The organism is Halosimplex amylolyticum (genome assembly GCF_051414035.1).
Classification (GTDB): Archaea; Halobacteriota; Halobacteria; order Halobacteriales; family Haloarculaceae; genus Halosimplex; species Halosimplex amylolyticum.
In genome coordinates this window covers 116,185-139,842 of the sequence record NZ_JBLKNW010000007.1, presented here as the reverse complement: position 1 = coordinate 139,842, position 23,658 = coordinate 116,185, and the positions used below count along the sequence as shown (strand labels likewise).

The 23,658-nt window shown below is 67.4% G+C and carries 27 protein-coding genes and 1 tRNA gene; 13 read left to right on the top strand and 15 right to left on the bottom strand.

Annotation, left to right across the window (positions count from 1 at the left end):
* Both ACMGFE_RS21830 and ACMGFE_RS21825 read right to left on the bottom strand, forming a co-directional pair.
* Positions 1-1,566: a DNA-directed RNA polymerase subunit B'' gene (locus ACMGFE_RS21830; protein ID WP_436927407.1), complete on the bottom strand. Its 1,566-nt coding sequence runs from the start codon at positions 1,564-1,566 to the stop codon at positions 1-3.
* Position 1,567: 1 nt separating this feature from the next.
* A complete protein-coding gene (locus ACMGFE_RS21825) occupies positions 1,568-1,804 on the bottom strand; it encodes a DNA-directed RNA polymerase subunit H (protein ID WP_436927406.1) in 237 nt (78 codons plus the stop codon).
* 280 nt (positions 1,805-2,084) lie between these two features.
* On the opposite strand from ACMGFE_RS21825, the gene ACMGFE_RS21820 reads away from it, so the two are divergent.
* From ACMGFE_RS21820 to ACMGFE_RS21805, 4 genes are all read left to right on the top strand, one after another.
* A tRNA-Asp gene (locus tag ACMGFE_RS21820) sits at positions 2,085-2,157 on the top strand.
* Between the two features lie 532 nt (positions 2,158-2,689).
* The gene (locus ACMGFE_RS21815) at positions 2,690-3,343 is read left to right on the top strand and encodes a hypothetical protein (protein WP_436927405.1); all 654 of its coding nucleotides are present in this window, start codon (positions 2,690-2,692) and stop codon (positions 3,341-3,343) included.
* A gap of 116 nt (positions 3,344-3,459) precedes the next feature.
* On the top strand, positions 3,460-3,747 hold the full coding sequence (locus ACMGFE_RS21810) for a winged helix-turn-helix transcriptional regulator (RefSeq protein WP_436927404.1): 288 nt from the start codon (positions 3,460-3,462) through the stop codon (positions 3,745-3,747).
* 81 nt (positions 3,748-3,828) lie between these two features.
* Positions 3,829-4,542, top strand: a complete 714-nt coding sequence (locus tag ACMGFE_RS21805; protein ID WP_436927403.1) for a sugar phosphate nucleotidyltransferase — start codon at positions 3,829-3,831, stop codon at positions 4,540-4,542.
* A gap of 78 nt (positions 4,543-4,620) precedes the next feature.
* Here ACMGFE_RS21805 and ACMGFE_RS21800 read toward each other — a convergent pair whose 3' ends face one another.
* Entirely contained in the window at positions 4,621-4,749 is a 129-nt protein-coding gene (locus tag ACMGFE_RS21800; protein WP_436927402.1) for a DUF8556 family small protein, read from the bottom strand.
* Positions 4,750-4,991: 242 nt separating this feature from the next.
* Here ACMGFE_RS21800 and ACMGFE_RS21795 point away from each other — a divergent pair, with 242 nt between their 5' ends.
* Positions 4,992-5,954 (top strand): S49 family peptidase, encoded by a 963-nt coding sequence (locus ACMGFE_RS21795; RefSeq protein ID WP_436927401.1) that lies wholly within the window; start codon positions 4,992-4,994, stop codon positions 5,952-5,954.
* On the top strand, positions 5,941-7,026 hold the full coding sequence (locus tag ACMGFE_RS21790; RefSeq protein ID WP_436927400.1) for a DUF4350 domain-containing protein: 1,086 nt from the start codon (positions 5,941-5,943) through the stop codon (positions 7,024-7,026). The genes ACMGFE_RS21795 and ACMGFE_RS21790 overlap by 14 nt, the downstream gene beginning before the upstream one ends.
* A gap of 63 nt (positions 7,027-7,089) precedes the next feature.
* Here ACMGFE_RS21790 and ACMGFE_RS21785 read toward each other — a convergent pair whose 3' ends face one another.
* Positions 7,090-7,419: an FUN14 domain-containing protein gene (locus tag ACMGFE_RS21785; protein WP_436927399.1), complete on the bottom strand. Its 330-nt coding sequence runs from the start codon at positions 7,417-7,419 to the stop codon at positions 7,090-7,092.
* A 209-nt stretch (positions 7,420-7,628) separates the two neighbouring features.
* Here ACMGFE_RS21785 and hflX point away from each other — a divergent pair, with 209 nt between their 5' ends.
* A complete protein-coding gene (hflX, locus tag ACMGFE_RS21780) occupies positions 7,629-8,939 on the top strand; it encodes a GTPase HflX (RefSeq protein ID WP_436927398.1) in 1,311 nt (436 codons plus the stop codon).
* A 3-nt stretch (positions 8,940-8,942) separates the two neighbouring features.
* Here hflX and ACMGFE_RS21775 read toward each other — a convergent pair whose 3' ends face one another.
* From ACMGFE_RS21775 to ACMGFE_RS21760, 4 genes are all read right to left on the bottom strand, one after another.
* The gene (locus ACMGFE_RS21775) at positions 8,943-9,395 is read right to left on the bottom strand and encodes an acyl-CoA thioesterase (RefSeq protein ID WP_436927397.1); all 453 of its coding nucleotides are present in this window, start codon (positions 9,393-9,395) and stop codon (positions 8,943-8,945) included.
* 67 nt (positions 9,396-9,462) lie between these two features.
* Positions 9,463-10,779, bottom strand: a complete 1,317-nt coding sequence (locus tag ACMGFE_RS21770) for a cytochrome P450 (RefSeq protein WP_436927396.1) — start codon at positions 10,777-10,779, stop codon at positions 9,463-9,465.
* A gap of 75 nt (positions 10,780-10,854) precedes the next feature.
* On the bottom strand, positions 10,855-11,397 hold the full coding sequence (moaC, locus tag ACMGFE_RS21765; RefSeq protein WP_436927395.1) for a cyclic pyranopterin monophosphate synthase MoaC: 543 nt from the start codon (positions 11,395-11,397) through the stop codon (positions 10,855-10,857).
* Positions 11,394-12,842 (bottom strand): NAD(P)H-hydrate dehydratase, encoded by a 1,449-nt coding sequence (locus ACMGFE_RS21760; RefSeq protein WP_436927394.1) that lies wholly within the window; start codon positions 12,840-12,842, stop codon positions 11,394-11,396. Before ACMGFE_RS21760 ends, moaC begins: the two co-directional genes overlap by 4 nt.
* Before the next feature lie 164 nt (positions 12,843-13,006).
* Here ACMGFE_RS21760 and ACMGFE_RS21755 point away from each other — a divergent pair, with 164 nt between their 5' ends.
* Both ACMGFE_RS21755 and ACMGFE_RS21750 read left to right on the top strand, forming a co-directional pair.
* Positions 13,007-13,993, top strand: coding sequence for a PLP-dependent cysteine synthase family protein (locus tag ACMGFE_RS21755; RefSeq protein WP_436927393.1), 987 nt, complete (start codon positions 13,007-13,009; stop codon positions 13,991-13,993).
* A complete protein-coding gene (locus ACMGFE_RS21750; protein WP_436927392.1) occupies positions 13,990-15,318 on the top strand; it encodes a cystathionine gamma-synthase in 1,329 nt (442 codons plus the stop codon). The genes ACMGFE_RS21755 and ACMGFE_RS21750 overlap by 4 nt, the downstream gene beginning before the upstream one ends.
* 48 nt (positions 15,319-15,366) lie before the next feature.
* Here ACMGFE_RS21750 and ACMGFE_RS21745 read toward each other — a convergent pair whose 3' ends face one another.
* Entirely contained in the window at positions 15,367-15,645 is a 279-nt protein-coding gene (locus tag ACMGFE_RS21745) for an acylphosphatase (protein WP_436927391.1), read from the bottom strand.
* Between the two features lie 245 nt (positions 15,646-15,890).
* On the opposite strand from ACMGFE_RS21745, the gene ACMGFE_RS21740 reads away from it, so the two are divergent.
* Positions 15,891-17,024, top strand: a complete 1,134-nt coding sequence (locus ACMGFE_RS21740) for a citrate synthase (RefSeq protein ID WP_436927390.1) — start codon at positions 15,891-15,893, stop codon at positions 17,022-17,024.
* A 39-nt stretch (positions 17,025-17,063) separates the two neighbouring features.
* Here the strand turns inward: ACMGFE_RS21740 and ACMGFE_RS21735 are convergent, their stop codons facing one another.
* Positions 17,064-17,960 (bottom strand): DNA-3-methyladenine glycosylase family protein, encoded by an 897-nt coding sequence (locus tag ACMGFE_RS21735; RefSeq protein WP_436927389.1) that lies wholly within the window; start codon positions 17,958-17,960, stop codon positions 17,064-17,066.
* Between the two features lie 139 nt (positions 17,961-18,099).
* Here ACMGFE_RS21735 and ACMGFE_RS21730 point away from each other — a divergent pair, with 139 nt between their 5' ends.
* On the top strand, positions 18,100-18,600 hold the full coding sequence (locus ACMGFE_RS21730; protein WP_436927388.1) for a DUF555 domain-containing protein: 501 nt from the start codon (positions 18,100-18,102) through the stop codon (positions 18,598-18,600).
* Between the two features lie 273 nt (positions 18,601-18,873).
* On the opposite strand, the gene ACMGFE_RS21725 is transcribed toward ACMGFE_RS21730, so the two are convergent.
* Complete coding sequence (locus ACMGFE_RS21725; RefSeq protein WP_415381034.1) at positions 18,874-19,110, bottom strand: UPF0058 family protein; 237 nt, start codon at positions 19,108-19,110, stop codon at positions 18,874-18,876.
* Positions 19,111-19,323: 213 nt separating this feature from the next.
* Here ACMGFE_RS21725 and ACMGFE_RS21720 point away from each other — a divergent pair, with 213 nt between their 5' ends.
* Entirely contained in the window at positions 19,324-19,728 is a 405-nt protein-coding gene (locus ACMGFE_RS21720) for a translation initiation factor IF-2 subunit beta (protein ID WP_436927387.1), read from the top strand.
* A gap of 13 nt (positions 19,729-19,741) precedes the next feature.
* Here the strand turns inward: ACMGFE_RS21720 and ACMGFE_RS21715 are convergent, their stop codons facing one another.
* The 3 genes from ACMGFE_RS21715 to ACMGFE_RS21705 form a co-directional block, all read right to left on the bottom strand.
* The gene (locus ACMGFE_RS21715) at positions 19,742-19,921 is read right to left on the bottom strand and encodes a DUF7836 family putative zinc-binding protein (protein WP_274324440.1); all 180 of its coding nucleotides are present in this window, start codon (positions 19,919-19,921) and stop codon (positions 19,742-19,744) included.
* Between the two features lie 128 nt (positions 19,922-20,049).
* Positions 20,050-21,027, bottom strand: a complete 978-nt coding sequence (locus tag ACMGFE_RS21710; RefSeq protein WP_436927386.1) for a transcription initiation factor IIB — start codon at positions 21,025-21,027, stop codon at positions 20,050-20,052.
* Between the two features lie 224 nt (positions 21,028-21,251).
* Positions 21,252-21,767, bottom strand: a complete 516-nt coding sequence (locus tag ACMGFE_RS21705) for a DUF7549 family protein (RefSeq protein ID WP_436927385.1) — start codon at positions 21,765-21,767, stop codon at positions 21,252-21,254.
* A gap of 310 nt (positions 21,768-22,077) precedes the next feature.
* On the opposite strand from ACMGFE_RS21705, the gene ACMGFE_RS21700 reads away from it, so the two are divergent.
* On the top strand, positions 22,078-22,530 hold the full coding sequence (locus ACMGFE_RS21700; RefSeq protein ID WP_436927384.1) for a DUF5793 family protein: 453 nt from the start codon (positions 22,078-22,080) through the stop codon (positions 22,528-22,530).
* Between the two features lie 78 nt (positions 22,531-22,608).
* On the opposite strand, the gene ACMGFE_RS21695 is transcribed toward ACMGFE_RS21700, so the two are convergent.
* Positions 22,609-23,400, bottom strand: a complete 792-nt coding sequence (locus ACMGFE_RS21695; protein WP_436927383.1) for a Sir2 family NAD-dependent protein deacetylase — start codon at positions 23,398-23,400, stop codon at positions 22,609-22,611.
* Between the last annotated feature and the right edge of the window lie 258 nt (positions 23,401-23,658).

Genomic DNA, 23,658 nt, shown 5'->3' with positions numbered 1-23,658 from the left:
TTAGTCGTCCGCCGGCTGCTGGTCGATGGACTCGATGCCCGGGATGCCCGAGACGCCCATCGCCGCCAGTTCCTGTTTGAGTCCCTGTTCGTCCTCGACGTTCTGCGACAGCTCCATCGCCTGCGCGAAGTTCTTCACCAGTCCGCAGTTCGGCCCCTCGGGCGTCTCCGAGGGACAGATGCGACCCCACTGGGTCGCGTGCAGGTCCCGCGCCTCGAAGTGGGGTTGGGAGCGGCTGAGCGGCGAGCGAAGCCGGCGCAGGTGAGAGAGCACGCCCATGTAGTCCGTCCGGTCGACGAGCTGGCTCACGCCGGAGCGGCCACCGACCCAGTTGCCCGTCGCGATCGGGTGTTCGAGCCGCTCGGTCAGCACGTCCGAGCGGACCACCGTGGAGACGGAGAGCTGTCGGTTACGCATGTTGGCGCGTTCGAGCTGGTACTTCACGTCCCGCGCGAGCTTGTTCAGCGCCGTCCGGAACAGGTCCTTCATCAGGTCGCCCGAGACCTTGAGGCGCTTGTTGGCGTAGTGGTCCTTGTCGTCGGCGTCGCGGCGTTCGAGCGCGAGCTCGAAACACGCCTCGGCCATCCGACAGAGGTAGTACGCCTTGTTGATGCGCACGTCCTCCTCCTCGACGCCATCCTCGTGGAGGTGCGGCAGGAGGTAGCGGTCGATGACGTAGTTGGCGCGCTTGAGCTGGTAGTTCTTGCCCTGGCCCGAGGCGACGCGCTTGCCGAGTTCCTCGATGGCGCCCTCGGTCGTCTGGACCTCCGCGGCCTCCAGGTTCTCGAGCATGAACTTCACGATCTCGGGGTCCTCGGAGACGCGGTGGACGATCTCCTCGTCGGATTCGAGGCCGAGCGCCCGGATGAGCGTCACGAAGTTGATGCTCCCCGACACCGAGGGGAACGAGACTTCGAGCAGGCCGTCGCGGGTGCGCTCGACGAGCACGAGCGCGCGGTAACCACGACGCTGGGAGAAGGTCTTCGCGACCTCGATGGTGTCGCCGTACTTCGTGTCCGTCTCGGCGAGGATCTTGTTCGGCGCGAGGTCCTCGCTCGTCATCAGCACGCGCTCGGAGCCGTTGACGATGAAGTAGCCGCCGGGGTCGGCGGGGTCCTCGCCGATGTCGATCAGTTCTTCCTGAGTGAACCCGGCGATGTTACACTTGTTCGAGCCGACCATGATCGGCATGCGGCCGATTTTCGTCTCGGTCTGGTCGACGACGCGCTCTTCCTCTTCCTCGCCGCCCTTGATGATCGCCATCTCCATGAAGACGGGCGCGGCGTAGGTGATGTTCCGCAGTCGCGCTTCCTGGGGATAGAGCAGTTCCTCGGAGCCGTCAGCCTCTCGAACGCGGGGGGTGACCACTCGCACGTCCCCGAGTTCGACGTAGACTGGCTCCTCGCCTTCCTTGTCGCCGATGTCCGTCTCGATCGTCTCTTTCTCGTCGACCACCCGCTGCATCCCCCGGTCGAGGAACGCGTTGAACGAGCGGAAGTGGTGTTCTGCGAGTCGTTCCCTCGAGAAATACTCCCGTGATATTTCGCGTCTGTCCTGAATGTTCATATTATTCCACCACGAGCCGATATACGACTGCCCGGTCGGTCGTTCGCGAGTCCCGTGTCACCTGGATGACGTCGCCGGCCTCGACGTCGGCATCGAGGTCGCGCAACGCGGGGTCGGATCGCTTGATCTTCGGCAGGTCCGTTTTCTTGATGTTGTACTCCTCGAGCACGCCCTCGATGTCGTCGCCGTCGAGGAGCGTGTGGTCGGGAACGAGTTCGTGTTGGCTTACGTCTACCATGTGTGGGCCTGTTGGGAGTGAGAAGTTGCTGTCACGAGATACTACAGGCGCCTATAACCGCGAGCCATAAAACGCTTACCAAGTCAGCCGAGCATAGCTACTCGGACCGCAAACAGCCGCCGTGGACCGCGGCAATGTCCTTTCGTGGGGCAGGATACGCAAACTACCTTGATTAGTGTTGGGGTGTGGTAGTAATTGACGCGGCCGGGTGGGATCGGCAGACGGCGCGGTCGTCGTAACTGGAAAGCCTTTTCTGTGTGTTCCTCGCAGGTGTTGGTAAGCCCGGGTGGTGTAGTGGCCCATCATACGACCCTGTCACGGTCGTGACGCGGGTTCAAATCCCGCCTCGGGCGCTTCTTCGATTTCAACTCCGTGAGCGACCGCCTTGGCGTGTCGCGAACTTCCGAAATCGAAGAGCGGTCGGCAAGGAATTTGAAGTAGACCGGAAGCGCGCAGCGAAGCGAGCACTTCCGGGCATGGTTCAAATCCCGCCTCGGGCGCTTCTCTGATTTCAACGGCGCGGAGTTTCATCTCCGCGCTACTCCCGAAATCAGAGAGCGACCGCAAAGGGATTTGAATCACGCAAGACGAGCGAAGCGAGTCTTGCTCGGGTTCAAATCCCGAGAGACGCCTTCGGCGTCTCTCGACCCTCGCGAACGCTCCGCGTTCGCTCGGTCCCGCCTCGGGCGTCTCTTCGAACTCACCTACCAAGGGGGACGTTTCGTCGCGGGCAGTCGAGTTCGAGGAACGCCGTTCAGAATGGGGCTCTCGTGCGCGGTGCCGTCCGGGACAAACCGCTCACGGCGCGCCACCGCAGAGACACAGTAGCGAACAGTGACGACCGCGCCAGCAAAAGCGTAAATGGCTGCGTGTGAATTGGTCGGTATGGACGAAATCGACAGCCAGGCGATGCCGCGCGTCCTCGTCGAGGAGTTCCTCGAACGCGAGGAAGGGACGCGCGCGCTCCTGGACGACCTCGAGCGGGCGACGCTGGAGGGCGAACACGAGTCGGTCCGGGAACGCATCCGCGACCTCGCCGAGAACAACCAGCACGTCTTCTACGCTATCGCGCTCTCGCTGTCGGGATCGAAGCAGTTCTACGGCGACGTGGAGGCCCAGCTGGGCGTCGAGGCGGCCGACGTGCTCCGGGACCTGGGGGAGACCTACCCGGCGCTGGCCGAGCCGTTCGGCGTAGTCCGCACCGAACAGACCCGCGAACGACGCAATCCCGTCACGGAACTCGAAGCGACGACGACGTATCACTCCGAGGCGGAGGTGCCGGTGGTCAGCTACGCCCCGAAGTCGGGTTCCGTGGAGCTGTTTTCGGGCCAGGGCTCGCCCGAAGAGGTGCTCCAGTTCGCCTCGTATCTCGTGCAGGCCACGACCGACTCGCTCGACAGCGCGCTCGACCACGACTACTCGGTCAACACGGAGGAACTCAGCGCGCTCATCGACCGCCAGGAGGACCTCGAGAGCGAACTCGGGCGCCTGCGCGACCAGCTCGACGAACTCCGCCGGAAACCCGTCGGCGACGAGTAGGCGCCGACGAGGGAGAGAACGCGACGGAGGATCGCGACTGTGACGGTGACCCGTCAGGTCGACGGGGCGGCACCTGTGACTTTATTACGCCCGGGGGGATACACCCGGTGGACTTCATGGTGGATCGACTGACCGATCAGGTCGAAAAGGAGGAACGGGACCTGCGTATTCTGGAGGCCGTCATCGAGTCGGGACCGATCGGGATCGTCCGGATCGCCGAGGAAACGGACATCCCCGAACACAAAGTGCGCTACTCGCTGCGGATGCTGGAGAACGACGGACTGATCGAGCCCACGCCCAACGGCGCGACGCCGGCGGAGGGGATCGAAGACCGACTCGCGGAGATGAACGACGGGATCGACGACCTGATCGCGCGACTCGACGAACTCAAGGACACGTTCTGAGCGGCGCGGCGGTCGGGACCGACTCGTTCGGGCGCCGCATCAGTGTTTTGTACGCCGCTATCGTTGGTCGAACCGAACGATATGAAGGCAGTCATCCCTGCGGCGGGGCGCGGGACGCGGCTCCGGCCGCTCACCGACGACCGGCCGAAAGCACTCGTCGACGTCGCCGGGACACCGCTACTCACACACGGGCTCGAACGGCTCGCCGATCTGGACGTCTCCGCGTTCGTGATCGTGGTCGGCTACCGGAAGGAAGCGATCATCGATCACTACGGTGACGAGTTCGCGGGCGTCCCGATCACGTACGTGCACCAGCGCGAACCGAAGGGGCTTGCGGATGCAGCCCTCCGGGCCGAGAGCGAGGTCGACGGCGATTTCCTCGTGTTCAACGGCGACAACGTGATGCTGGGTGATCTCGACGCCGTCGTCGAACGCCAGCGGACCGACGGGGTCGACGCGACGCTGGTGGTCGACGAGGTCTCGCGGGACGAGGCGGCGGAGACGGGCGTGTTCGTCACGGACGACGACGGTCGACTCGACGCGGTCGTCGAGAAGCCGGACGACCCACCGTCGACCCGCGTGTTGACCGGGCTGTTCGGGTTCGACCCGGAGATATTCCACGCCTGCCACCTCGTCCAGCCCTCGAACCGCGGCCAGTACGAACTGACGGACGCGATCGACCTGTTTCTCCGGGCCGGCCGCCGCGTCGAGACGGTCCCGTTCGACGGCCAGCGGGTCAACGTCAACACGCCCGCCGACCGCGACCGGGCCGCCTCACTCGTGGGACAGTCCTGACGGTCAGTGGACACACGGCTGAAACGCGAAAAGCGACGTTCCCCGACGGTCACGACGGCGAACGGGGACCGGACCGACTCACTCGGAGGGGTTGTTCCCGCGCTGGAAGAGGTACACCATCTCCCACATCGCCGCGTCGAGGTCGCGACCGTCCGAGGCCTCCTCCAGTTGACTGTACAGACTGTCCGACACCTGAATTTCGGGCATGGAAGAACGCAGGCGCCGATAGCTAATAAACACCCGCTGAGTCGGAAACGAGTTAACGATCAGACGACGGCCGGGCGAAGCGGCGGCCACCAGCGAGGAGTGAACGGTGTAGGCCGACGTTACTTCGAGGAACGACCGTTTCGGGCGCTATGGCTCGAATCCGCGGCACTGCTGGCGAATACGTCAAACAGACTTTTAGATTGAACAACCTTCATGAGGGGGTCGTCCGTCCTCCGGGGTGTATGGTGGACAGAAGCGACTCGGCCGGGACGACCACGGTGTTGTACGTGATCGTCGTGGTCGTTGCCGTCCTGATTGCAACCGTACTCGCGCCAGTCGTCTGGAGTGCGACGCAGTCTTCAGGCGATTCGGGGGAGCCGACGGTGTCGGTCATCACGCTGCGGGCTGGCACGAGCGCCGGCCCGGTGAACGACGTCAAGGAAGACCTCCGGGAAGCGAGAACTAACGATTCCGTCGAGGCGGTCGTCCTGCGTATCGACAGCTCCGGCGGACCCGTCGCATCGAGCGAAGAACTCTACCTGGCGGTCAACCGGACCGCGCGGCAGATGCCGGTCGTGGCCTACGTCGAGGGGGTGGCCGCGTCCGGCGGGTACTTCGGGATCGCGCCCGCCGACCGCATCTACGTCAAACCCAGTTCGACCGTCGGCTCCATCGGCGTGATCGTCAGCGCGCCGTTGAGCGCGCTCGAACAGGCCTCGGCACAGAGCAAGACCTACCTCCGGACCGGTCCCGACAAGGCGACCTACGAGAAAGACCAGTTCCGCGAGGAGATGGAGACGCTCCACAACGCCTTCGTGGACACGATCATGAAACACCGCGGGGAGAACCTGTCGCTCTCCCGCGCCGAAGTCGCCCACGGCGACGCGTACATCGGCCCGACTGCAGTCCAGAACGGGTTCGCCGACCGGACGGGCGACCTCCACTCGGCGATCGAAGACGCGGCCTCGCAGGCGGACGGTATCGAAGGCGATGAGTACAACGTCCAGTACAACGAGCCGATCAGCCCGTCACAGGGGCTCCTGTTGCTGGAAGAGGGCGCCGAGAAGGCCGACGGGAACGTCGTTTACGTCGACACGTCCGGCGAAGACGGGACGGAGTTCCAGCGACCGGTCACGTACTACGCGGTCTGGGGCGTCCCCGTCACGGAGGACGCTCAGGAGGTGAACACCAATGAAAGCGACTGAAGTGCTCAAACCGCTCGGCGTCTTCGTGCTCGTAATCGCGGTGATCCTCGCCGGAACGGCCGTCGTCTCGACGCTCAGCGGTTCCGGTTCGGCAGCATCGTCCGACGGCGAAGACATCCAGGGGCAGTCTCCCGACCAGTTCCAGCCCGAGAACGCCATCGCGACGAGCGCGCCGGACGACGGCGAGATATCGGTCGACGCCGGCGGCGAGGACAAACGCATCCTCGTCGACAGCAGCCACGGCAACCAGTACTCCCAGTCGGAGATGGAACCGCTCGTCGCCGCGCTCTCCCAGGCGGGCCACGAGGTCGACTTCGCGGCCGACGGCGGTAGCAACGGCGGCTTCGGCGGCGGCAGTTACAACGCGACGCTCCAGCAGTACGACGCAGTGTTGATCGTCCAGCCGACTTCGTCGTTCTCGGACGCCGAGATAGCGGGACTGCAGGCCTACGCCGAGGGCGGCGGCCGCATCGTCGCGCTCGGTGAGCCCCCGCAACTGCAGGTCAGCGGCGGGCTGGTCGCCCAGGTCTCCGAGGTTCGCTTCGGCGCACAGGACCTCACCGAGGAGTTCGGTCTCCGCATGGGGACCGAGGGCCTCTACAACGTGGACGACGACCGGAACGACAACAACTACGAGAGCATCGTCGCGAGCCCCGACGGGGACTCGTCGCTGACCGAGGGCGTCGACAACGTCACGTTCGACGCGGCGGGAACCATCGTGCAGACCGGTGACGGGGCGGACGTCCGACTCCGTGCGCTCCCCGGCAGCAAGACGCTCGACCGGCGACAGGCGGGCGAGCATCCCGTCGCCGCCCAGAACGGCAACTTCGTCCTCGTGGCGGACACGTCGTTCCTCAAGTCTTCCGAACGCTACGACATGGACAACGAACAGTTCATCAGCAACCTCCTGGAGTTCCTCGTCTCCGGTGACAAGGAGGAGGGGGTCCCCGAAGCCGGCGGAGGAATGGGCAACGGCGGCTTCGGCGGCGGTGACAGCGGCGGTGACGACGACGGCGACGACGGCGGCCAGTCCGGCGGGCCGCTCACGCCGACGCCGACTGCCGCTCCGTAACGGTGCCGTAGCCGTCTCCCCGTTACACTCGCAGAATCGATCGCGACCACCGCCCACGCGGTTCTATCCTTTTCTGAACCCGAGGAAGAAGCCGCCGGTGAAGCCGGCGCTGACGGGGATGATCGAGAGGAAACTCGTCACGATACCCGGCGGCTGGTTCGCGCTCGCCGCGTCGCCGGCCGCGGTGCTCGCGTTGACCAGCCCGGCGGAGAGCCGTTCCCAGTCGACTGTGAGGATGCCCTGCGATTCGAGGAACTTGAACAGCGCCAGTTCGAGCCCGATCAGGAAGGCGATGATCTTCGCGACCTTCTTCGCGGTGAAGCCGATCAGCCCGCCGATGACGGCGCCAGTGCCCAGTTCCAGCCCGATCTGTTGCAAGCCGATGTCTACCATATCACGCCCGGTGACGGCCACGGAATAAGGCTCTTGTGCCCGCGCCCCCCTCGCCGGTAGGCTCACCCTATCCACGGCCACCCGTCTCCTTCGGCGAGTACCTCGGCCGAAACGCCGGTTCGGCCCTCGAAATCCACAGAAGGGGCTGAGCCCGACGACTGGCACCCGCGACCAGAGTTTAAATACGCGGGCGACGTAGCCCCGCGCGAGTGACGGAGTCACAGACCGAACGGCGGGCCGTCGTCGCCAAGCGCGTCGACAGCGGTCGGCCGGACACGACGGAGATCCGCGACCTCGCGCGGGCGGCCGGGTACGACGTGGTCGGCGAGGTGACCCAGACCCGGACGGAGGACCCGGCGACGCTCCTGGGCGAGGGGAAAGTCGCCACGCTGGCGCGCAGGGTCGCCGAGACCGACGCGACGGTGGTCATCTTCGACAACCAGCTGGGACCCTACCAGACGTACAATGTCGGGAACGAGCTCCCGGAGGGGGTCCGCCTGATCGACCGTTTCCGGCTCATCCTGGAGATCTTCGGCCAGCGCGCCCAGACTCGCAAGGCCCAGCTACAGGTCGAACTCGCGGAACTGCGCTACGAACTCCCGCGCGCGGAGGCCAAGGCCAGCCTCGCGCGGCGCGACGAGCGGCCGGGGTTCATGGGGCTGGGCGAGTACGACGAGAGTCGCGAACGCGACATCAAGTCACAGATCTCCCGGATTCGGGAGGAACTCGAACAGATCGAGGAGACGGAGGAACACCGCCGCGAGCAGCGCCGCGAGTCCGGCTTCGACCTCGTGGCGCTCGCCGGCTACACGAACGCGGGGAAGTCGACGCTGCTCCGCCGGCTGGCCGCCGACGTCGAGGTCGACGAGAACGAGGACCTGCACCCGGACCTGGACGCGACCGCCGAGTCCGAGGACCGGCTGTTCACGACCCTCGGGACGACGACCCGCCGGGCCGACATGGACCAGCGGGACGTGCTCGTGACCGACACGGTCGGGTTCATCTCGGATCTGCCCCACTGGCTGGTCGAGTCGTTCAAGTCGACGCTCGACTCGGTCTACCGGGCCGACCTCGTCCTGCTGGTCGTCGACGTGAGCGAGCCCGTCGAGGAGATCCGCGAGAAACTGGTCACGTGTCACGACACCCTCTACGAACGCAACGAGGCGCCCATCGTCACGGTCCTGAACAAGGTCGACAAGGTCGACGACGAGGAGGTCGCCCGCAAGCGCGAGGCGCTGTCGGCGCTCGCCCCGAATCCGGTGTCGGTCAGCGCGAAGACCGGCGAGCGGATCGACGACCTGCGCGAGCGCATCCACGCGGAACTGCCCGACTACGAGCGCGAGCGGCTGGTCCTGCCGATGACCGACGACACGATGTCGCTCGTCTCGTGGATCCACGACCACGCCCAGGTCGACTCGGTCGACTACGGCGACCAGGTCGTCGTCGAGTTCGAGGCGCGACCGGCCGTCGTCGAGCGCTCGCGGGCGAAAGCCGGCGATCTGGTCGAGGCGTCGGCCTGAGCCTCACGAGTCTTCGTCTTCCGCTCGCCAGTCGAGCGCCCGCTCGCGCAGTTCCCGGCAGCGCTCGGCTTCGACAGACAGATCGGGGACCGGGATCGGCGAGCCGTTCTCGTCGATGGCGACGAAGACGAACTGCGATTCGGTGGTCGTCTCCTGCTCGCCGGTCCGGGGGTTCTCGCGGGCGGCGCGCAGGTGGACGTTGACGCTGCTGCGGCCCTCGTCGAAGACGAACGACTCGATGACGACCACCTCGCCCGTCGGGATCGGCCGGTGGAAGTCCATGCGGTCGATGGAGGCGGTGACGCACGGCTCCCCCGCGAAGCGCATCGCGGACATCGCGCCGAGCTCGTCCATCCACTTCATAACATTTCCGCCATGAACTGTCCCGTAGTTGTTGGCGTGGTTGGGCTGGACGCGCCATCGATTCTCCAGATACGTCTCGCTGACTGTCGGCATGGATCGTCGGAGGTGCCGGAGACTTGTCGGTCTACCGGCGCAGGGTCGCTGCGGGGCCGCCGCGTCGTCACGTGGTCCGCACGGTCGCCCGGACGTCGTTCTCGGGCCGGAGCGAGAGCGAGGGCGTGAAGGTGAGCGGTCCGTCGACCGAGACGTCGAGGTCGACGCGGTCGACCATCGTCGCGAGGGCGATCACGAGTTCGAGGCGGGCGAAGCGCATGCCGATGCAGTGGCGCGGACCGCCGCTGAACGGAAAGTACGCGTACTCCGGGCGGTCGGCGTCCCGTTCCCAGCGCGCAGGATCGAACGTGTCCGGGTCCTCCCAGTACCGCTCGTCGCGATGGAGCACCCACTGCGGCAGCATCAGTTGCGCGCCCGCGGGGAGGTCGTACCCTCCGATCGTCACGGGGTCGGTGGCCTCCCGGCTGGTGGCGAACGCCGGCGGGTAGAGCCGGAGCGTCTCGTCCACGACGGTTCGGACTCCATCCAGATCGTCGAAGTCGTCCGCGCCGGGCAACTCGCCGTCGAACACCCCGTCGACCTCCGCGACGAGTCGCTCGCGGACCTCGGGATGTCGGCCCAACTCGTACCACGCGTAGGTGAGCGTCACCGCCGAGGAGTCGTGGCCCGCGAGGAAGAGGGCGGTCAGGTTGTCCCGCACCTCGGCCGGCGAGAGGTCGCCGCGTTCGCGCGCGGCGAGGAGGACGCCCACGACCGAGTCGCCAGCAGGCTCCGGAGAGCTGTCGGCGATCACCCCTTCGATGTACTCGTCGAGGGCGCCGACCGCGCGCTCGAACCGTCGCTGGGTCGGCGTGGGCACCCAGTCGGGGAGCAACTGCCCGGGGCGGCGGAAGTCGGTCTTCGCGACCAGCGCGTCGGCGGCCTCGTGGATCACCGCCTCCTCGCCCTCGACGTCGACGCCGAGCAGCGTGTCACCGAGGACGTGCAGCGTCAATCGGCGCATCTCGGCCCAGAGGTCGAGGCGGTCGCCGGGGTCCCAGTCGTCGACGTGTGCGGCCGTCCGCTCGGCCATCCGGTCTCCGTAGGACCTGACCCCGTCCCACTCGAACGCCGGCTGGAGCGCACGTCGGAGCCGCTTCCAGCGCTCGCCGGTCGACGCGGTCACCGCGTGGTCCTCGATCCCCGCGAACGTCTGGCGCTGTGCGCGGCTGAGCGTGAACCTGTCCTGGTCGGCGACGAGCACCCGCTCGACGAGTTGCGGGTCGGTCACCATGTACATGGACCGCCCGGGGAACGACAGTTCCACGACGGCGCCCCGCTCGGCCCACTCGCGCATCGCGGTCCAGGGGTCGCGCGCGAACGCCCATCCGTGCCCCATCAGCGGTACCCCGTCCGGTGTCGGCGGCCGGTTCGCACTGCCCATGCGCGACTGTACGCCCAGACGCATCAAAACGGTCCGGCCTAGTGACGAGGGCCCCTTTTTACCGCTGGCCGGTGCTTACAGTTCGCGCTTGGTCTTCTCCACCACTTCGACGCCCTCGATCCCCGTCTCGGGGTACTGCCCGGCGGCGTCCTTCTCCGCCGACTTCACCATGTCCCAGACGACGTTGAGACCGGTCGTGACGCCCTCCAGCGCTTCCATCTCGCAGCCGGTTTTGCCCGTGGTCTCGACGGCGACGGTCAGCTCGACGTGACCCTCGCCGAGGTCGAACTCCGTGTCGACGTTCGTGACCGGGATCTGGTGGCACATCGGGATCGTCTCCCAGGTGTGTTTGACGGCCTGGATGGCGCCGACGCGGGCGGTGGCGAGCACGTCGCCCTTCTCGACGTCGTTGTCACGGACGGCGTCGACGGTCTCGGGCCGCAGGCGGATCCGCCCGCGGGCGACCGCTCGCCGGGCCGTGTCGGGTTTGTCGCCCACGTCGACCATCTGGGCCTCGCCGGACTCGCCCGTGTGGGTGAGGTCGGCGTCCGGGGAGTCGGTCGCGCCATCTGCGGGACCGTCGGTCTCCGGACCCGCTTCCGCTCGTTCCTCGGTCACGCCTCGCCACCTCGGTCGGTCCAGAGGACCCCAGGGATCTCGTCGTGGAGGTCGGTGGCGACCAGTCCGTTGTTGTGCTGCTCGAACGCGCGGTCGCCGGCGCGACCGTTGGCGTAGGCGGCCATCGCTGCCGCGTCGAGCGGGTCCTGCGTGGCCGCGAGCGCTCCGGTGATCCCCGCGAGCACGTCGCCGGTGCCGCCGACGGTCATCCCGGCGTTGCCGGTCCGGTTGACGCGGGTGGTCTCGCCGTCGGAGATCACGTCGTAGGCGCCCTTGACGAGGACGACCTGTCCGAGGTCGGCCGCGAACCGCTCGACGATGTCGGCGCGCTCGCGCCAGTCGTCGCTGACTCGCCCGCCCATCCTGGCGAACTCCCCCTGGTGGGGCGTGCAGATCAGGTCGGCGTCGGTGTCGACCTGCGGGACCCGCGAGAGGGCGTCGGCGTCGACGACGGCCGTCCCGGAGTAGCCCGAGAGGATGCCCTCGACGGCTTCGAGCGTCTCGTCCTCGTCGCCCAGGCCCGGCCCGATGACGACCGTGTCGTGGTGGCGCGCCATCTGGAGGAGGAAGCCGACCTGCCTGGGTTCGAGCTGTTTCCCCTGGTACGGGCGGACGATGAGGTCCTCGCCGAACCCCTGGAGTTCGCGCCCGACGACCATCGGGCAGGCCACGCGGACCAGATCCGCGCCGGCTCTGAGGGCGGCCCTCGCCGAGAGTGCCGGCGCGCCGGCGTAGGGCCCGCCGCCGATGACGAGCACCTCGCCGTTCTGCCCCTTGTGGCTCTCCGGGTCGCGGTGGTCCAGACGCACGAGGTCGCCTCGCTCGACGAATCGCTCCGCGGCGGCTGGTATCCCGATGTCGGCGACCGTCACGTCGGCGTCGAGCGCGGTGAGGCCGGGTTTGGTGTCGTGGAAGGTGACGACCCTGTCGGCCTCGACCGCAGTCGCCGCGAGTTCCCCCGTCTCGGCGTTCAACCCGGACGGGACGTCCACGGAGACGACCGTCGCGTCGCTGTCGTTGATGGCCGCGGCGGCGGTCCGTTCGGGTTCGCGGAGGTCGCCCCTGATCCCGGTGCCCAGCATCGCGTCGACGACGACGTCGGGATCGCCGAGATCGAACGCGGTGGAGTCGCGGACGACGTTCGTCTCGTACTCGCCCTCGTCCAGCGCGTCCCAGTTCTCGCGTGCGATCTCGGTGGTGATGGTCCCGGGACGGCCGAGCAAGGTCGTCGTGACGTCGAATCCGTCCAGAAACCGGACCGCGACGAAGGCGTCGCCGCCGTTGTTCCCGCGGCCGGCGACGACGCGAACGCTCGCGCCCGCGTCGGCGACCTCGCGGACCGCTCGCGCGACGGCGTGGCCGCTGGACTCCATCAACTGCTTGCGCGGGACCCCCATGGCCGCGGCGTTCTCGTCGATGACAGCCATCTCGCTGCCGGTAATCATACGCGAGCGTTCGCTCGCCCCGCTGAAAAGGGTGGGGGCCTCGACGGCACACGAGGGCGTGCGAATCGACAGCAGTCGCCGGCACGAGGTATTTACGCGTCCCGGGGCAACGATCACCGTCTCGCGGGCGCGGGTGCCGTTCCCGGCGTCCGCGTCCGTCCAGCATGACAGCACACGGCGAACCGCTCGACTCGGTACTGGAGACCGTCGGCGAGACGCCGCTCGTCCGGGTGCACGCCGCCCCGGACGCCGTCTCCGTCTACGCGAAACTCGAGTCGTTCAACCCGGGCGCGAGCGTCAAGGACCGCATCGGCCGCTACATGCTCGAAGCGATGCTCGACCGCGGGGACCTCGCTCCCGGCGGCACCGTCGTCGAACCGACGGCCGGCAACACCGGCATCGGGATGGCGATCGCCGCGGGCCAGCTCGACCTCGACGCCGTCTTCGTCGTCCCGGAGCAGTTCAGCGTCGAGAAGCAGCGCCTGATGGCCGCGCTCGGCGCCGAGATCGTCACCACGCCGACCGACGACGGGATCCCGGGTGCGATCGACCGCGCCTACGACATCGCCGCCGAGCGCGAGAACGCGGTCGTCCCCGAGCAGTTCTCCAACCCCCTCAACGTCGAGGCCCACTACGAGACGACCGCGCCAGAGACCTTCGACGCGCTCGACGGCGCGGTCGGTGCCGTCGTCGCGGGCGTCGGTACCGCGGGGACGCTGATGGGCCTCGCGCGGTACGCCCGCGAGCGGGACCCCGAGATCCACGTCGCGGCGGTCGAACCGGAGGGATCGGGGTTCGCGACGCTGCTCGGCAGGGACGTGGACGACCGCGACTACCTGATCGAGGGTATCGGCACGCACGACCTCGAGCGAAACGAACTGTTCGCTCCCGACCTGGTCGACGAGGTCCGACAGGTGAGCGACCGCACGGCCCACGCGGAACTGAAGCGCCTCGCCGCCGAGGAGGGCCACCTCGTCGGGTCGAGCGCGGGCGCGGCCAGCGTCGCCGCGCGGCGCGTGGCCGAAGCGATCGATGCGGGGGAGATCGCCGCTCCCGCCGATTCGGTCGTGACGGTCTTTCCGGATTCGAGCGAGCGGTACCTCTCGAAGGACGTCTACGGCAGTTTCGAGGACTGGAGTGAACACACGTGACAGGAGAGAGTGACCCCGACGACGGGACCGACGCGGACGAGGTGAACGACGCGGACGACGAATCGGACGCGGCCAAAGAAACCGATGCGGACGACGGGACGGGCGCGGACGACGGGACGGGCGCGGACGACGGGACGGACCGCGAGCGTGACGCGCAGGCCAGCGCGCCTCCGGAGGAGCGGTTCGAGACCCGCGCCGTCCACGCCGGCCAGGAACCAGACGAGGAGACGGGTGCGGTGATGACGCCCATCTACGCGACGTCCACGTACGTCCAGGACGCCCCGGGCGAGCACCGCGGCTACGAGTACTCCCGGACCGGCAACCCGACGCGCACCGACCTGGAGGCGAACCTCGCCGACCTGGAAGGCGGGGCGTTCGGCCGCGCGTTCGCCAGCGGCATGGCCGCCATCAACACGGTCCTCAACTGCCTCGACGCGGGCGACCACGTGGTCACCGGCGACGACGTCTACGGCGGGACCCATCGGATCTTCCGCGAGGTCTACGAGGACTACGACCTCTCCTTCACGTTCGTGGACACCACGGACCACGAGCGCGTCCGGGAGGCCGTCACCGACGACACGGAACTGCTGTGGGTCGAGACTCCCACGAATCCGCTTATGCGCATCAACGACGTCGCGGCGCTGGCCGACGTCGCCCACGAGCACGGGGCGCTCTGTGCGGTCGACAACACGTTCGCGACGCCGTACCTCCAGCGACCGCTGGAGTTCGGCGCGGACGTCGTCGTTCACTCGCTGACGAAGTACGTCGGCGGCCACTCGGACCTCGTCGCGGGCGCGCTGGTCACCGACGAGGCCGCCCTGGACGAGCAGTTCGGCTTCTACCAGAACAGCGTCGGCGCGACGCCGGGCCCGTTCGACTGCTTTCTCGCCCTCCGGGGCGCGAAGACCCTGCCGATACGGATGGACCGCCACTGTGCGAACGCCCGGGAACTCGCGACCTGGCTCGCCGACCACGACGACGTCTCCCGGGTCTACTACCCCGGGCTCGAATCGCATCCCCAGCACGACCTCGCCGCCACGCAGATGGACGACTTCGGCGGGATGCTCTCGTTCGAACTCGACGCCACCCTGGGGGAGACCGCCGAGGTGGTGTCGAACACCGACGTGTTCACGCTCGCCGAGAGCCTCGGCGGCGTCGAGAGCCTGATCGAACAGCCGGCGACGATGACCCACGCCGCCATCCCGGCCGAGGAACGAGAGGCTGTCGGCCTTCGTGATGGCCTCGTCCGCGTCAGCGTCGGCATCGAGAACGTCGCGGATTTGCGGGCGGACCTCGACCGCGCCATCGCGGACGCGCTGGAGTGACTGGCGGGGACGAGGTCGGTCGAGCGAGCCGCCCCCGGCTCTCGCCAGTCACCGACGGATCTCGAACCCGTCCAGCCCGTCCGGTTCGGCGTACTCCGCTTCCACGTCGTCGACGCGGGCGCGGGAACTCCCCTCGTGACACCACTCGACCATGGCCTCGACGGCCTCGTCGGGCCCCTCGAAGACGGCCTCGACGCGACCGTCGTCGAGGTTCTTCACCCAGCCGTCGACGCCCCGTTCGCGAGCCTCGTCGCGGGTGGTCGCCCGGTAGTAGACGCCCTGTACCCGTCCCGAGACGTAGACGTGTGCGCGCGTTCGGTCTGTCATTAGCGGTCGGTAGCGCCTCCGCGATGAAAAAACGCACCGCCGGACGGACTCCAACGCGCCCGCTCGCCCGCCACTCCCCGTACCCCCGCACTCCGCAGCACCGTAGTACGCCTGTCGATACCCGCGTCGACAATTGGACAAAATCGGTGGAAACTACCTTTGCGTTGGCGAAAGTTCGCGGACATCGCCCCGATTACAGGAAGTATTCCAACAAAGCTTTGGTAGTCACCCGCAGAGACGTGCCCATGGGCGACGGTAACCTGAATCGCGGACTCGAAGGGGTCCGGGTCGCGGAGACGCGATTGAGCGACATCGACGGCGAGGAGGGCGAACTCACCATCGGCGGCTTCCCGGTGGACGAGCTCGCGCGGGAGGCGACCTACGAGGAGAGCGTCTTCCTGCTCTTTCACGACCGGCTGCCGTCTGCCGACGAACTCGACGAGTTCAGAGCCGACCTGGCCGGCCGGCGCGGCGTCGGCGAGGAGGTCCGCGCGGTACTGCGTCGGGCGGCCGAGGAGGACAAACCCGCGATGGACGCCCTGCGGATGGGCGCGGCAGCGGCCAACCTCGGAACCGGCGCGGAGGACCCCGAGATGGACGCCCGTCGCGTCATCGCCGTCTTCCCGACCATCGTCGCGACGTACTGGCGCTACCACGAGGGCGACGAGCCCGTCGAACCGCGCGAAGACCTGCGTCACGCGGCCAACTACCTCTACATGCTGACCGGCGAGGAACCGGACGAGCCCGCCGTTCGCGGGCTGGAGACGTACCTCAACACGGTGATCGATCACGGGCTGAACGCGTCGACGTTCACCGCGCGGACCGTCGTCTCGACGGAGTCCGACGTGGTCTCGGCGGCGACCGCGGCCGTCGGCACGCTCAAGGGGCCGCTCCACGGCGGCGCGCCCGGTCCCGTCCTCGACATGCTCCGGACGATCCACGAGCGCGGCGATCCCGAGACGTACGTGCGTGAGAAACTGGAAGCGGGCGACCGACTGATGGGCTTCGGCCACCGCGTCTACCGCGTCAGGGACCCGCGGGCTGCCGTCCTGGAGGCGGCCGCCTCGGAGTTCTACGAGGAAGCCGGCGACACCGACTTCTTCGAGACGATCCGGGAGTTCGAGGGCGTGGCCGTCGACCTGCTCGCCGAACACAAGCCGGGGCGGCGCCTCGACACGAACGTCGAATTCTACACCGCGGCGCTGCTCGACGGCGTCGGCGTCCCCAAGGAACTGTTCACGACCACCTTCGCCGCCTCACGAGTCGGTGGGTGGACGGCCCACGCGCTCGAACAGCTCGACGACAACCGACTCATCCGCCCGCTGTCGGCCTACGTCGGCGACCACGGCCGATCGTGGACGCCCGTCGACGAGCGGTAACGAGTCGCGGTCCGCTGGCCACTTCTCGTCGCTTCCCCGCTATCGCAGGTAGTGAAACACGTAGGTCTGCGCGTAGCCGGCGAACTCGCCGCCGAAGGCCTCGCGGATGGCCCGCGAAGTGTCCGCGTAGTTGCCCCGGTCGCACTCGGGGTAGTACTCCTCGATGGTCGTCCGGATCCACGTGTCCAGCGGGACGGCTTCGAGGTAGTCGAGTGCGAACAGCAGGACGCAGTCGGCCACCTTGTCGCCGACGCCGACGAACCGGGTGAGCGACTCGCGGGCGTCCGCGTAGTCCAGTCCGACCGCCTCTTCGGGGTGGGCCTCGCCGTCGGCGACCATCCGCGCGGTGGCGAGCACGTACGGAGCGCGATAGCCCAGTCCGAGGTCGCGCAGTTCCTCCTCGGTCGCGGCGGCCAGTTGCTCGGCCGTCGGGTAGGCGCGGTACGTCCGGCCGTCGAACTCGACGGTCGTTCCGAACGCGCGCTCCAGTTCGCGCTGCATCCCGTGGATGCGCGCGACGCGCATCTGGGCCGAGCAGATGAACGAGACGAGACAGGGGAACGCTGGGTCGTCGACGAGACGCATGCCCCAGTAGGCGTCGAAGGCGCGCTCGATCAGGTCGTCGTCGGGCGTCGCCGCGCGGATGGCCGGCAGGTCGTCGTCGAGGCGGAGGCGCTCGCGGAGGACGGGGACGGGGTCGATCGAGGACTCCCACTCCAGGCGGTCGTCGACCTGCCGGACGCGGACGACCGCTGGCGCTCCGTCGACGCGGACGACCGTCTCGTACCAGTGGTCGCCGCCGTAGACGGCGCTCTGGTCGTACATCCGGCCGTCGGCGCGGTCCCAGAGGTACGACTGACCGCTCTCGACGGTCGACTGGAGGTCGAACGGCCCCGAGCACTCTGATAGCGCTATCGCGCCGCGCTCCTCACTCATACACGGACCAGGCGCGGGGACGGCATTTCCCTTTCGAGTCGAGCCGGAAGCGACGTCGACGCGCGACGTCACCGACCCGCAGGCATGTGGGGTGCTATCGAGGCTAACCTTCATGTCGCTGCGAGGCAAATACTGATCTATGAACTGCAGAGTTGTCGTCGAGGCCGCAGTGCCCGTCTACGACGTCGAAACGGCAGACGAAGCGGTCCGGATCGCCATCTCGAAGACCGGCGAGATGCTCAATCCGGACCTCAACTACGTCGAGATCAACATGGGAGAGCGGTCGTGTCCGCACTGCGGCGAAGAGCTCGAACCGGCGTTCATCGCCGCCGACGAGAGCCTCGTCGCGCTCGAACTGGAGATCACCGTCTTCAACGTCGAGCGCGAGGAGCACGCCGCCCGCATCGCCCGGAAGGAGATCGGCCAGCGCCTCGAGAACATCCCGCTGGAGGTCCTCGAGATCGAGGTCATCGATGACGACGACGAGGAATCGGACGACGACGTCGAATCGTCGGACGACGAGGAAGCGAACGATCAGGAGTCCGGGGAAGCGAACGACGCTCCGGAGGAAGCGGACGAGGACCGGAACGACGACGACGAAGTCCTGCCGGAGTTCGAGGAACTCATCGACGAATCGTAGGTCGAGTCACCGGGCACGCGGATCTGCAGTTCACCTTTTCGCGCCGTTCGCTGTCGAGCGACCGCTGAACACCGAGCGGTCGGGAGCGTCGAAACCGGGCGAGCGGGAGCGACGGGTGCGACTGCGAGGGGGAGCGTTCGGAGGACGTGACAGCGCGGCCAGCGGGAAGGGCGCGAGAGGCAGAGAGAAAGAGCGTGAGGGGAGAAGGAAGGTGAGAGAGCGAGAGACGGCAGTCAGGTATGCAACTGAGTGCGACAGAACGGGACCGCTCGTTCAGTCAGCGGAGGCCGGGACGCGCTCGCGCGTCTCGGTCTCCATCTCGGACGTGATGCCCTTCGCCAGCGCAAAAACAGCGTTTTTGTGGTCCGTTTTCGATTTGTGGATGGACGTTGGCTTTACGCCGAGGGTGGTGTACTTGTCGTGTTCCACCTCGTCCCCTGTCTCCATCTCGTAGTGATTCTCCACCTGAGCAAGCAGGCCGTGAAGGTGAATGAGCTCCTGCTTTTTCATAGTCAACCGGTCCTAGCCCCTGGAGGGTAATAGTAGTATCCTGAGTCGCGTTAACATGCGCCTTCTTATAAACCGTGTACAAAAGGGTCCCGATATCGACTCGGCGCGTCTCGAAATCGCGGCCGGGCGGTCGGGTTCCCGCCCCTCGGCCCGGATACCCGTGCGTGGGCCCGGGTTGAAAGACTTTTACCCGGGGACGGGCTTCTCAACCGTATGGACTACGACGACATGCTCGACCGGGCACTCGAGGAGACGCCGGACATCGAGGGAAGCTCCGACCGGTTCGAGGTGCCCGACCCCGAACTCCGCCAGGAGGGGAACGTCACCGTCTACGAGAACTTCCAGGACACCTGTGACGCGCTCGGGCGCGACGACGACCACGTCATGCAGTTCCTGCAGAACGAGATCGGCACGAGCGGCCACATCGACGAGAGCGGCCGCGCGCGACTGACCGGCGAGTTCAGCGCCCGACGCGTCAGTAACGCGATCGACGAGTACGCCGACGAGTTCGTCCTCTGCCCGGAGTGTGGCCTCCCGGACACGCACTTCGAGCGAGAAGGAGGGGTGCTCCTCCTGCGGTGTGAGGCCTGTGGCGCGCGCTCGGCGACGAGCGGCTGATCGAGCGCGGCGGCTAACTGAGCGTTTTCAGCGTCTGTAGATCGCGGTCGGTCCGCGTGAACTCCGCGAGCCGCCTGCTCGCGTGACAGTTGGGGCAGTGATAAACGTCTGTGTGCTCCGGCAAGTCAGTCGGCGTCGACTCCCAGTCTTTGGTACATTCCGGACAGAGCAATCTGACGTACGCTTCCTCCATGCGTGATATCTACACACACGCCCGGGAGATAAAAAGACCGGTGCGGCGACGGGGTCGCCGCGAGCGACACGTCGTCGGTGCGCCGTCGGATCGGCCGCGACCCACGCGGTCGCGTCGCCCGCGCCTCTTCAGGCGGGGGCGTCGACGGCTTCGAGCAGTTCCTTGTAGCGATTGCGGATGGTGACCTCGGAGATGTTGGCGACCTCGCTGACCTCGCTCTGGGTCACTTTCTCGTTGGTCAACAGCGCGGCCGCGTAGACGGCGGCGGCGGCGAGCCCGACGGGGCTCTTCCCGCTCAGGATGCCCTGGTCGCGGGCGCTCTCGATGAGTTCGCGCGCGCGGCGCTCGGTGTCGTCAGAGAGGTCGAGGTCCGAGACGAACCGGGGGAGGTAGCTCTCGGGGTCGGCCGGCTTGATCTCCAGGTTGAGCTCGCGGACGACGTAGCGGTACGTCCGGGTGAGCTCCATCTTCTCGACGCGGGAGACGGCCGTCATCTCGTCGAGGCTGCGCGGCGTGTTGGCCTGGCGGGCGGCGGCGTACAGCGCCGACGTGGCGACTCCTTCGATGGAGCGGCCGGGCAGGAGGTTCTCCTCCAGCGCACGGCGGTAGATGACCGAGGCGGTCTCACGGACCGTCTTCGGGAGCCCGAGGGCCGAGGCCATGCGGTCGATCTCGCCGAGGGCCTGCTTGAGGTTGCGCTCTTTGGAGTCGCGCGTCCGGAAGCGCTCGTTCCAGGTGCGCAGGCGCTGCATCTTCTGGCGCTGGTTGGACGAGAGGGAGTTCCCGTAGGCGTCCTTGTTCTGCCAGCCGATGTTCGTCGAGAGGCCCTTGTCGTGCATCATGTTCGTCGTCGGCGCGCCGACGCGCGACTTCTCGTCTTTCTCCGAGGGGTTGAACGCTCGCCACTCGGGGCCGTGGTCGATCTCGTCTTCCTCGACGACGAGGCCGCACTCCGAACACACCGTCTCGCCGTGTTCGGTGTCGGCGTCGAGTCGACCGCTGCACTCGGGACACTCGCGCTCGCTCGCCTCCGCTGTCTCACCCTCCTCCTGCAGTCGTTCCCGCGCCTGCTCCTCCGCGTTCGTTCGAATTGACGTATCACTCATGGTGGGTTCGGGAGCGGCTCACCGGTGGCGAAAACCATATATTCCGGCGCCGCTGTTCCTAACACCACGTAAGTACGAAAAGTACTTAAACGTTTCGCTAGTTTCCGCGTGGTAATAGATCGCAGATCCCCTGGTATCGACCATGTCACGCACTAGCGGGCGAAATTCTCGTTTTCGAGAGATCGGGGGCACGGGCGGCCCGGCCGGTCGACGTATCGGCCCGTTCAGGTCCGTTCGACTCGGAGCAAGATGGCGGCGAAGACCCACATGAACAGCGCGCCGACGGGGACAGTGGGCTGGTGCTGGTAGAACATCACCGCCGCGGCGGTGAAGACGACCGCCAGGACGGCGAAGCCGGCACCGAACAGGCGGACCGGATCGACCGGCGAGCGCTCGGTGAGCCACTCTTCCCTGGCGTAGTAGACGACGCTCAGTGCGAGCATGAGCGCGAAGAAGAGGGCGGCGGCGACCCAAATCCGCCCTTCGAGGACCTGGTTGTCGGGAACGAACGCGGGGATCTCGTAGACGAACTGCACGAGTCCGTCGAGGGACTGGTCGCCCAGCGAGAGCCCGAACAGGTAGTGAAACTGGACGAACACGAACCGGATGTTGACGACCGTGAACGTGGCGTCGAGCCCGTCCGGGGACTCCCTGAGGACGGACACCGACCACGGGAGGAGGGCGGTCAGCCAGGTCGCGACGACAGCGAGTTCACCGGCGTACTCCGATCGGACCCACATGCGCGTGGGAAATCGCCGTCCGGGGTCGTATAAAAGTTACCGGCTCCGGTCCCGTCGGTCGACCCGCGCGCTCGCGTCGGTCGAGAGAATCGCGCCGTCGGCCGAGCCCGGTGAACCGTGTCGTCGACCGGGACCGACGAACTGCACGGTCGACCGGGACCGACGAACTGCACGGTCGACCGGGACCGACGAACTGCACGGTCGACCGGGACCGACGAACTGCACGGTCGACCGGGCCGGCCGTCCCGGAGACGGAAACCGCTGGCGGCGTTACGTTCATGGCTCCGCACGTCATAGTGTGCGGTGTCGAATGAGGCGCGATTACGTCACGCTGGAAATCCGCCAGGCCGACCAGGACGGCGACCACCTGCCGACGGCCGTGCTGTCGTACGACGGGCCGGAAGACCTTCTCGAGGAGCGCCTCACAGACCCCGCCGGCGACCCGCTCGACCGGGAACGGATAGACGTCGCGTTCCGCCAGCAGTCGGCCGGCGACGACGCCGGCGGCGTCTTCAGCCTCGCGAACCGGATGACCGGGGAGTTCGTCGTCGAGGTCAACGCGGAGGCCGCGTCGATCCGCACACTCGTCGACGCCGCCCGCCGCGACGACGACCCCGACGGCGCCGACGGGTGCTACCGGGTCGTGATCCGACGCGACGGCGAGGAGGTCGCGTCGTACGAGAAGCGGACCTTGCTCGTCTACGACGACGAAGGGAGTCTGCTCCGGCAGCACAGCCTGATCCCGAGCGGCGTCGAGTTGTAACTCGGCGCCGTCGAGCTGTAACTCCCTCGTCCACAGCGGACGCTTCCGGCTGGGTCCGGGCGCGGTGGGGCGCCCCGTCTACGCGGTACCGGCCGCTTCGACCGCCTCGACCAGCGCAGGTAGCACCTCGGTCACGTCCGCTCGCAGGTCGTAGTCGGCGCGTTCCGAGCACGCCGTCGAGTCGAGATTGATCACTGCCAGCGTCGCGCCCGCTTCGGCGGCGATCTCCGGAAGCATCGAGGCCGGGCGGACGGTCAGGGACGACCCGACCGCCAGGAACACGTCACAGCGGCGCGCGGCGACCTGCGCCCGGTCGAACGCGTCGTCGGGGAGCCCTTCGCCGAACAGGACCACGTCGGGCTTGCAGACGCCCCCGCAGTCACAGATCGGCGGACGTTCCCCTGCGCGCACCCGCTCCCACACCGGATCGGCCGGTTGCGTCGCACCGCAGCTATCGCAGACGACCCGCGCGCTCGTCCCGTGGAGTTCGATCGCCGAGTCCGACCCCGCGGCCGCGTGCAGCCCGTCGACGTTCTGCGTGACGAGGGTGTCGAGGTGTCCCAGTTCTTCCAGCGTCGCGAGCGACTCGTGAGCGACGTTGGGTTCGACGTCGTCGCCGTACAGCGTCTCCCGGAGTTCGAGGCGGTCGGCCCAGAACCCGGCGGGGTCGGCGTCGAACCGCCGGCGATGAAAGTCCGTGGGATCGTGGGTCTCCCAGACCGGATCGGGAGCGTCGTCGCCCGTCGACTCGCCCCGGAACGGAGGGATCCCGGAAGGGACGCTCACGCCGGCACCGGTGAGCGCGACCGTGCGGTCGGCGGCCGCGATTTCCCCCGCAAGCGCGTCGACCGTCGATTCGTTCGGCTCCATGACCATCTAGACGGGCGAAGTCCGGATAAGGAACTCGACACTCGGGGGACTGGAGGTTGACCACGCCCGGGAGGCGCTGCTCCGACGTGTCCCGTTGTATCCGGTGATAGCTGATCCAGGCCGACGTGGTTCACGCCACACGCGTCGCTCTGGGGGAAGGGACGCAAAGAGAGGGGTGATGGGTGGGGGTAGGTGAAGTGGGGTGGGTGGGTGGTGGGTGGGTCGCAGAGTATCGGCACCAAACGGTGCCAACGTTTA

Coding starts and splice junctions, on each gene's coding strand:
- ACMGFE_RS21830 (WP_436927407.1), bottom strand. CDS start 1,566: ATGAACATTCAGGACAGACGCGAAATATCACGGGAGTATTTCTCGAGG.
- ACMGFE_RS21825 (WP_436927406.1), bottom strand. CDS start 1,804: ATGGTAGACGTAAGCCAACACGAACTCGTTCCCGACCACACGCTCCTC.
- ACMGFE_RS21815 (WP_436927405.1), top strand. CDS start 2,690: ATGGACGAAATCGACAGCCAGGCGATGCCGCGCGTCCTCGTCGAGGAG.
- ACMGFE_RS21810 (WP_436927404.1), top strand. CDS start 3,460: ATGGTGGATCGACTGACCGATCAGGTCGAAAAGGAGGAACGGGACCTG.
- ACMGFE_RS21805 (WP_436927403.1), top strand. CDS start 3,829: ATGAAGGCAGTCATCCCTGCGGCGGGGCGCGGGACGCGGCTCCGGCCG.
- ACMGFE_RS21800 (WP_436927402.1), bottom strand. CDS start 4,749: ATGCCCGAAATTCAGGTGTCGGACAGTCTGTACAGTCAACTGGAGGAG.
- ACMGFE_RS21795 (WP_436927401.1), top strand. CDS start 4,992: ATGGTGGACAGAAGCGACTCGGCCGGGACGACCACGGTGTTGTACGTG.
- ACMGFE_RS21790 (WP_436927400.1), top strand. CDS start 5,941: ATGAAAGCGACTGAAGTGCTCAAACCGCTCGGCGTCTTCGTGCTCGTA.
- ACMGFE_RS21785 (WP_436927399.1), bottom strand. CDS start 7,419: ATGGTAGACATCGGCTTGCAACAGATCGGGCTGGAACTGGGCACTGGC.
- ACMGFE_RS21775 (WP_436927397.1), bottom strand. CDS start 9,395: ATGCCGACAGTCAGCGAGACGTATCTGGAGAATCGATGGCGCGTCCAG.
- ACMGFE_RS21770 (WP_436927396.1), bottom strand. CDS start 10,779: ATGGGCAGTGCGAACCGGCCGCCGACACCGGACGGGGTACCGCTGATG.
- ACMGFE_RS21760 (WP_436927394.1), bottom strand. CDS start 12,842: ATGATTACCGGCAGCGAGATGGCTGTCATCGACGAGAACGCCGCGGCC.
- ACMGFE_RS21755 (WP_436927393.1), top strand. CDS start 13,007: ATGACAGCACACGGCGAACCGCTCGACTCGGTACTGGAGACCGTCGGC.
- ACMGFE_RS21745 (WP_436927391.1), bottom strand. CDS start 15,645: ATGACAGACCGAACGCGCGCACACGTCTACGTCTCGGGACGGGTACAG.
- ACMGFE_RS21740 (WP_436927390.1), top strand. CDS start 15,891: ATGGGCGACGGTAACCTGAATCGCGGACTCGAAGGGGTCCGGGTCGCG.
- ACMGFE_RS21735 (WP_436927389.1), bottom strand. CDS start 17,960: ATGAGTGAGGAGCGCGGCGCGATAGCGCTATCAGAGTGCTCGGGGCCG.
- ACMGFE_RS21730 (WP_436927388.1), top strand. CDS start 18,100: ATGAACTGCAGAGTTGTCGTCGAGGCCGCAGTGCCCGTCTACGACGTC.
- ACMGFE_RS21725 (WP_415381034.1), bottom strand. CDS start 19,110: ATGAAAAAGCAGGAGCTCATTCACCTTCACGGCCTGCTTGCTCAGGTG.
- ACMGFE_RS21720 (WP_436927387.1), top strand. CDS start 19,324: ATGGACTACGACGACATGCTCGACCGGGCACTCGAGGAGACGCCGGAC.
- ACMGFE_RS21715 (WP_274324440.1), bottom strand. CDS start 19,921: ATGGAGGAAGCGTACGTCAGATTGCTCTGTCCGGAATGTACCAAAGAC.
- ACMGFE_RS21710 (WP_436927386.1), bottom strand. CDS start 21,027: ATGAGTGATACGTCAATTCGAACGAACGCGGAGGAGCAGGCGCGGGAA.
- ACMGFE_RS21705 (WP_436927385.1), bottom strand. CDS start 21,767: ATGTGGGTCCGATCGGAGTACGCCGGTGAACTCGCTGTCGTCGCGACC.
- ACMGFE_RS21700 (WP_436927384.1), top strand. CDS start 22,078: ATGAGGCGCGATTACGTCACGCTGGAAATCCGCCAGGCCGACCAGGAC.
- ACMGFE_RS21695 (WP_436927383.1), bottom strand. CDS start 23,400: ATGGAGCCGAACGAATCGACGGTCGACGCGCTTGCGGGGGAAATCGCG.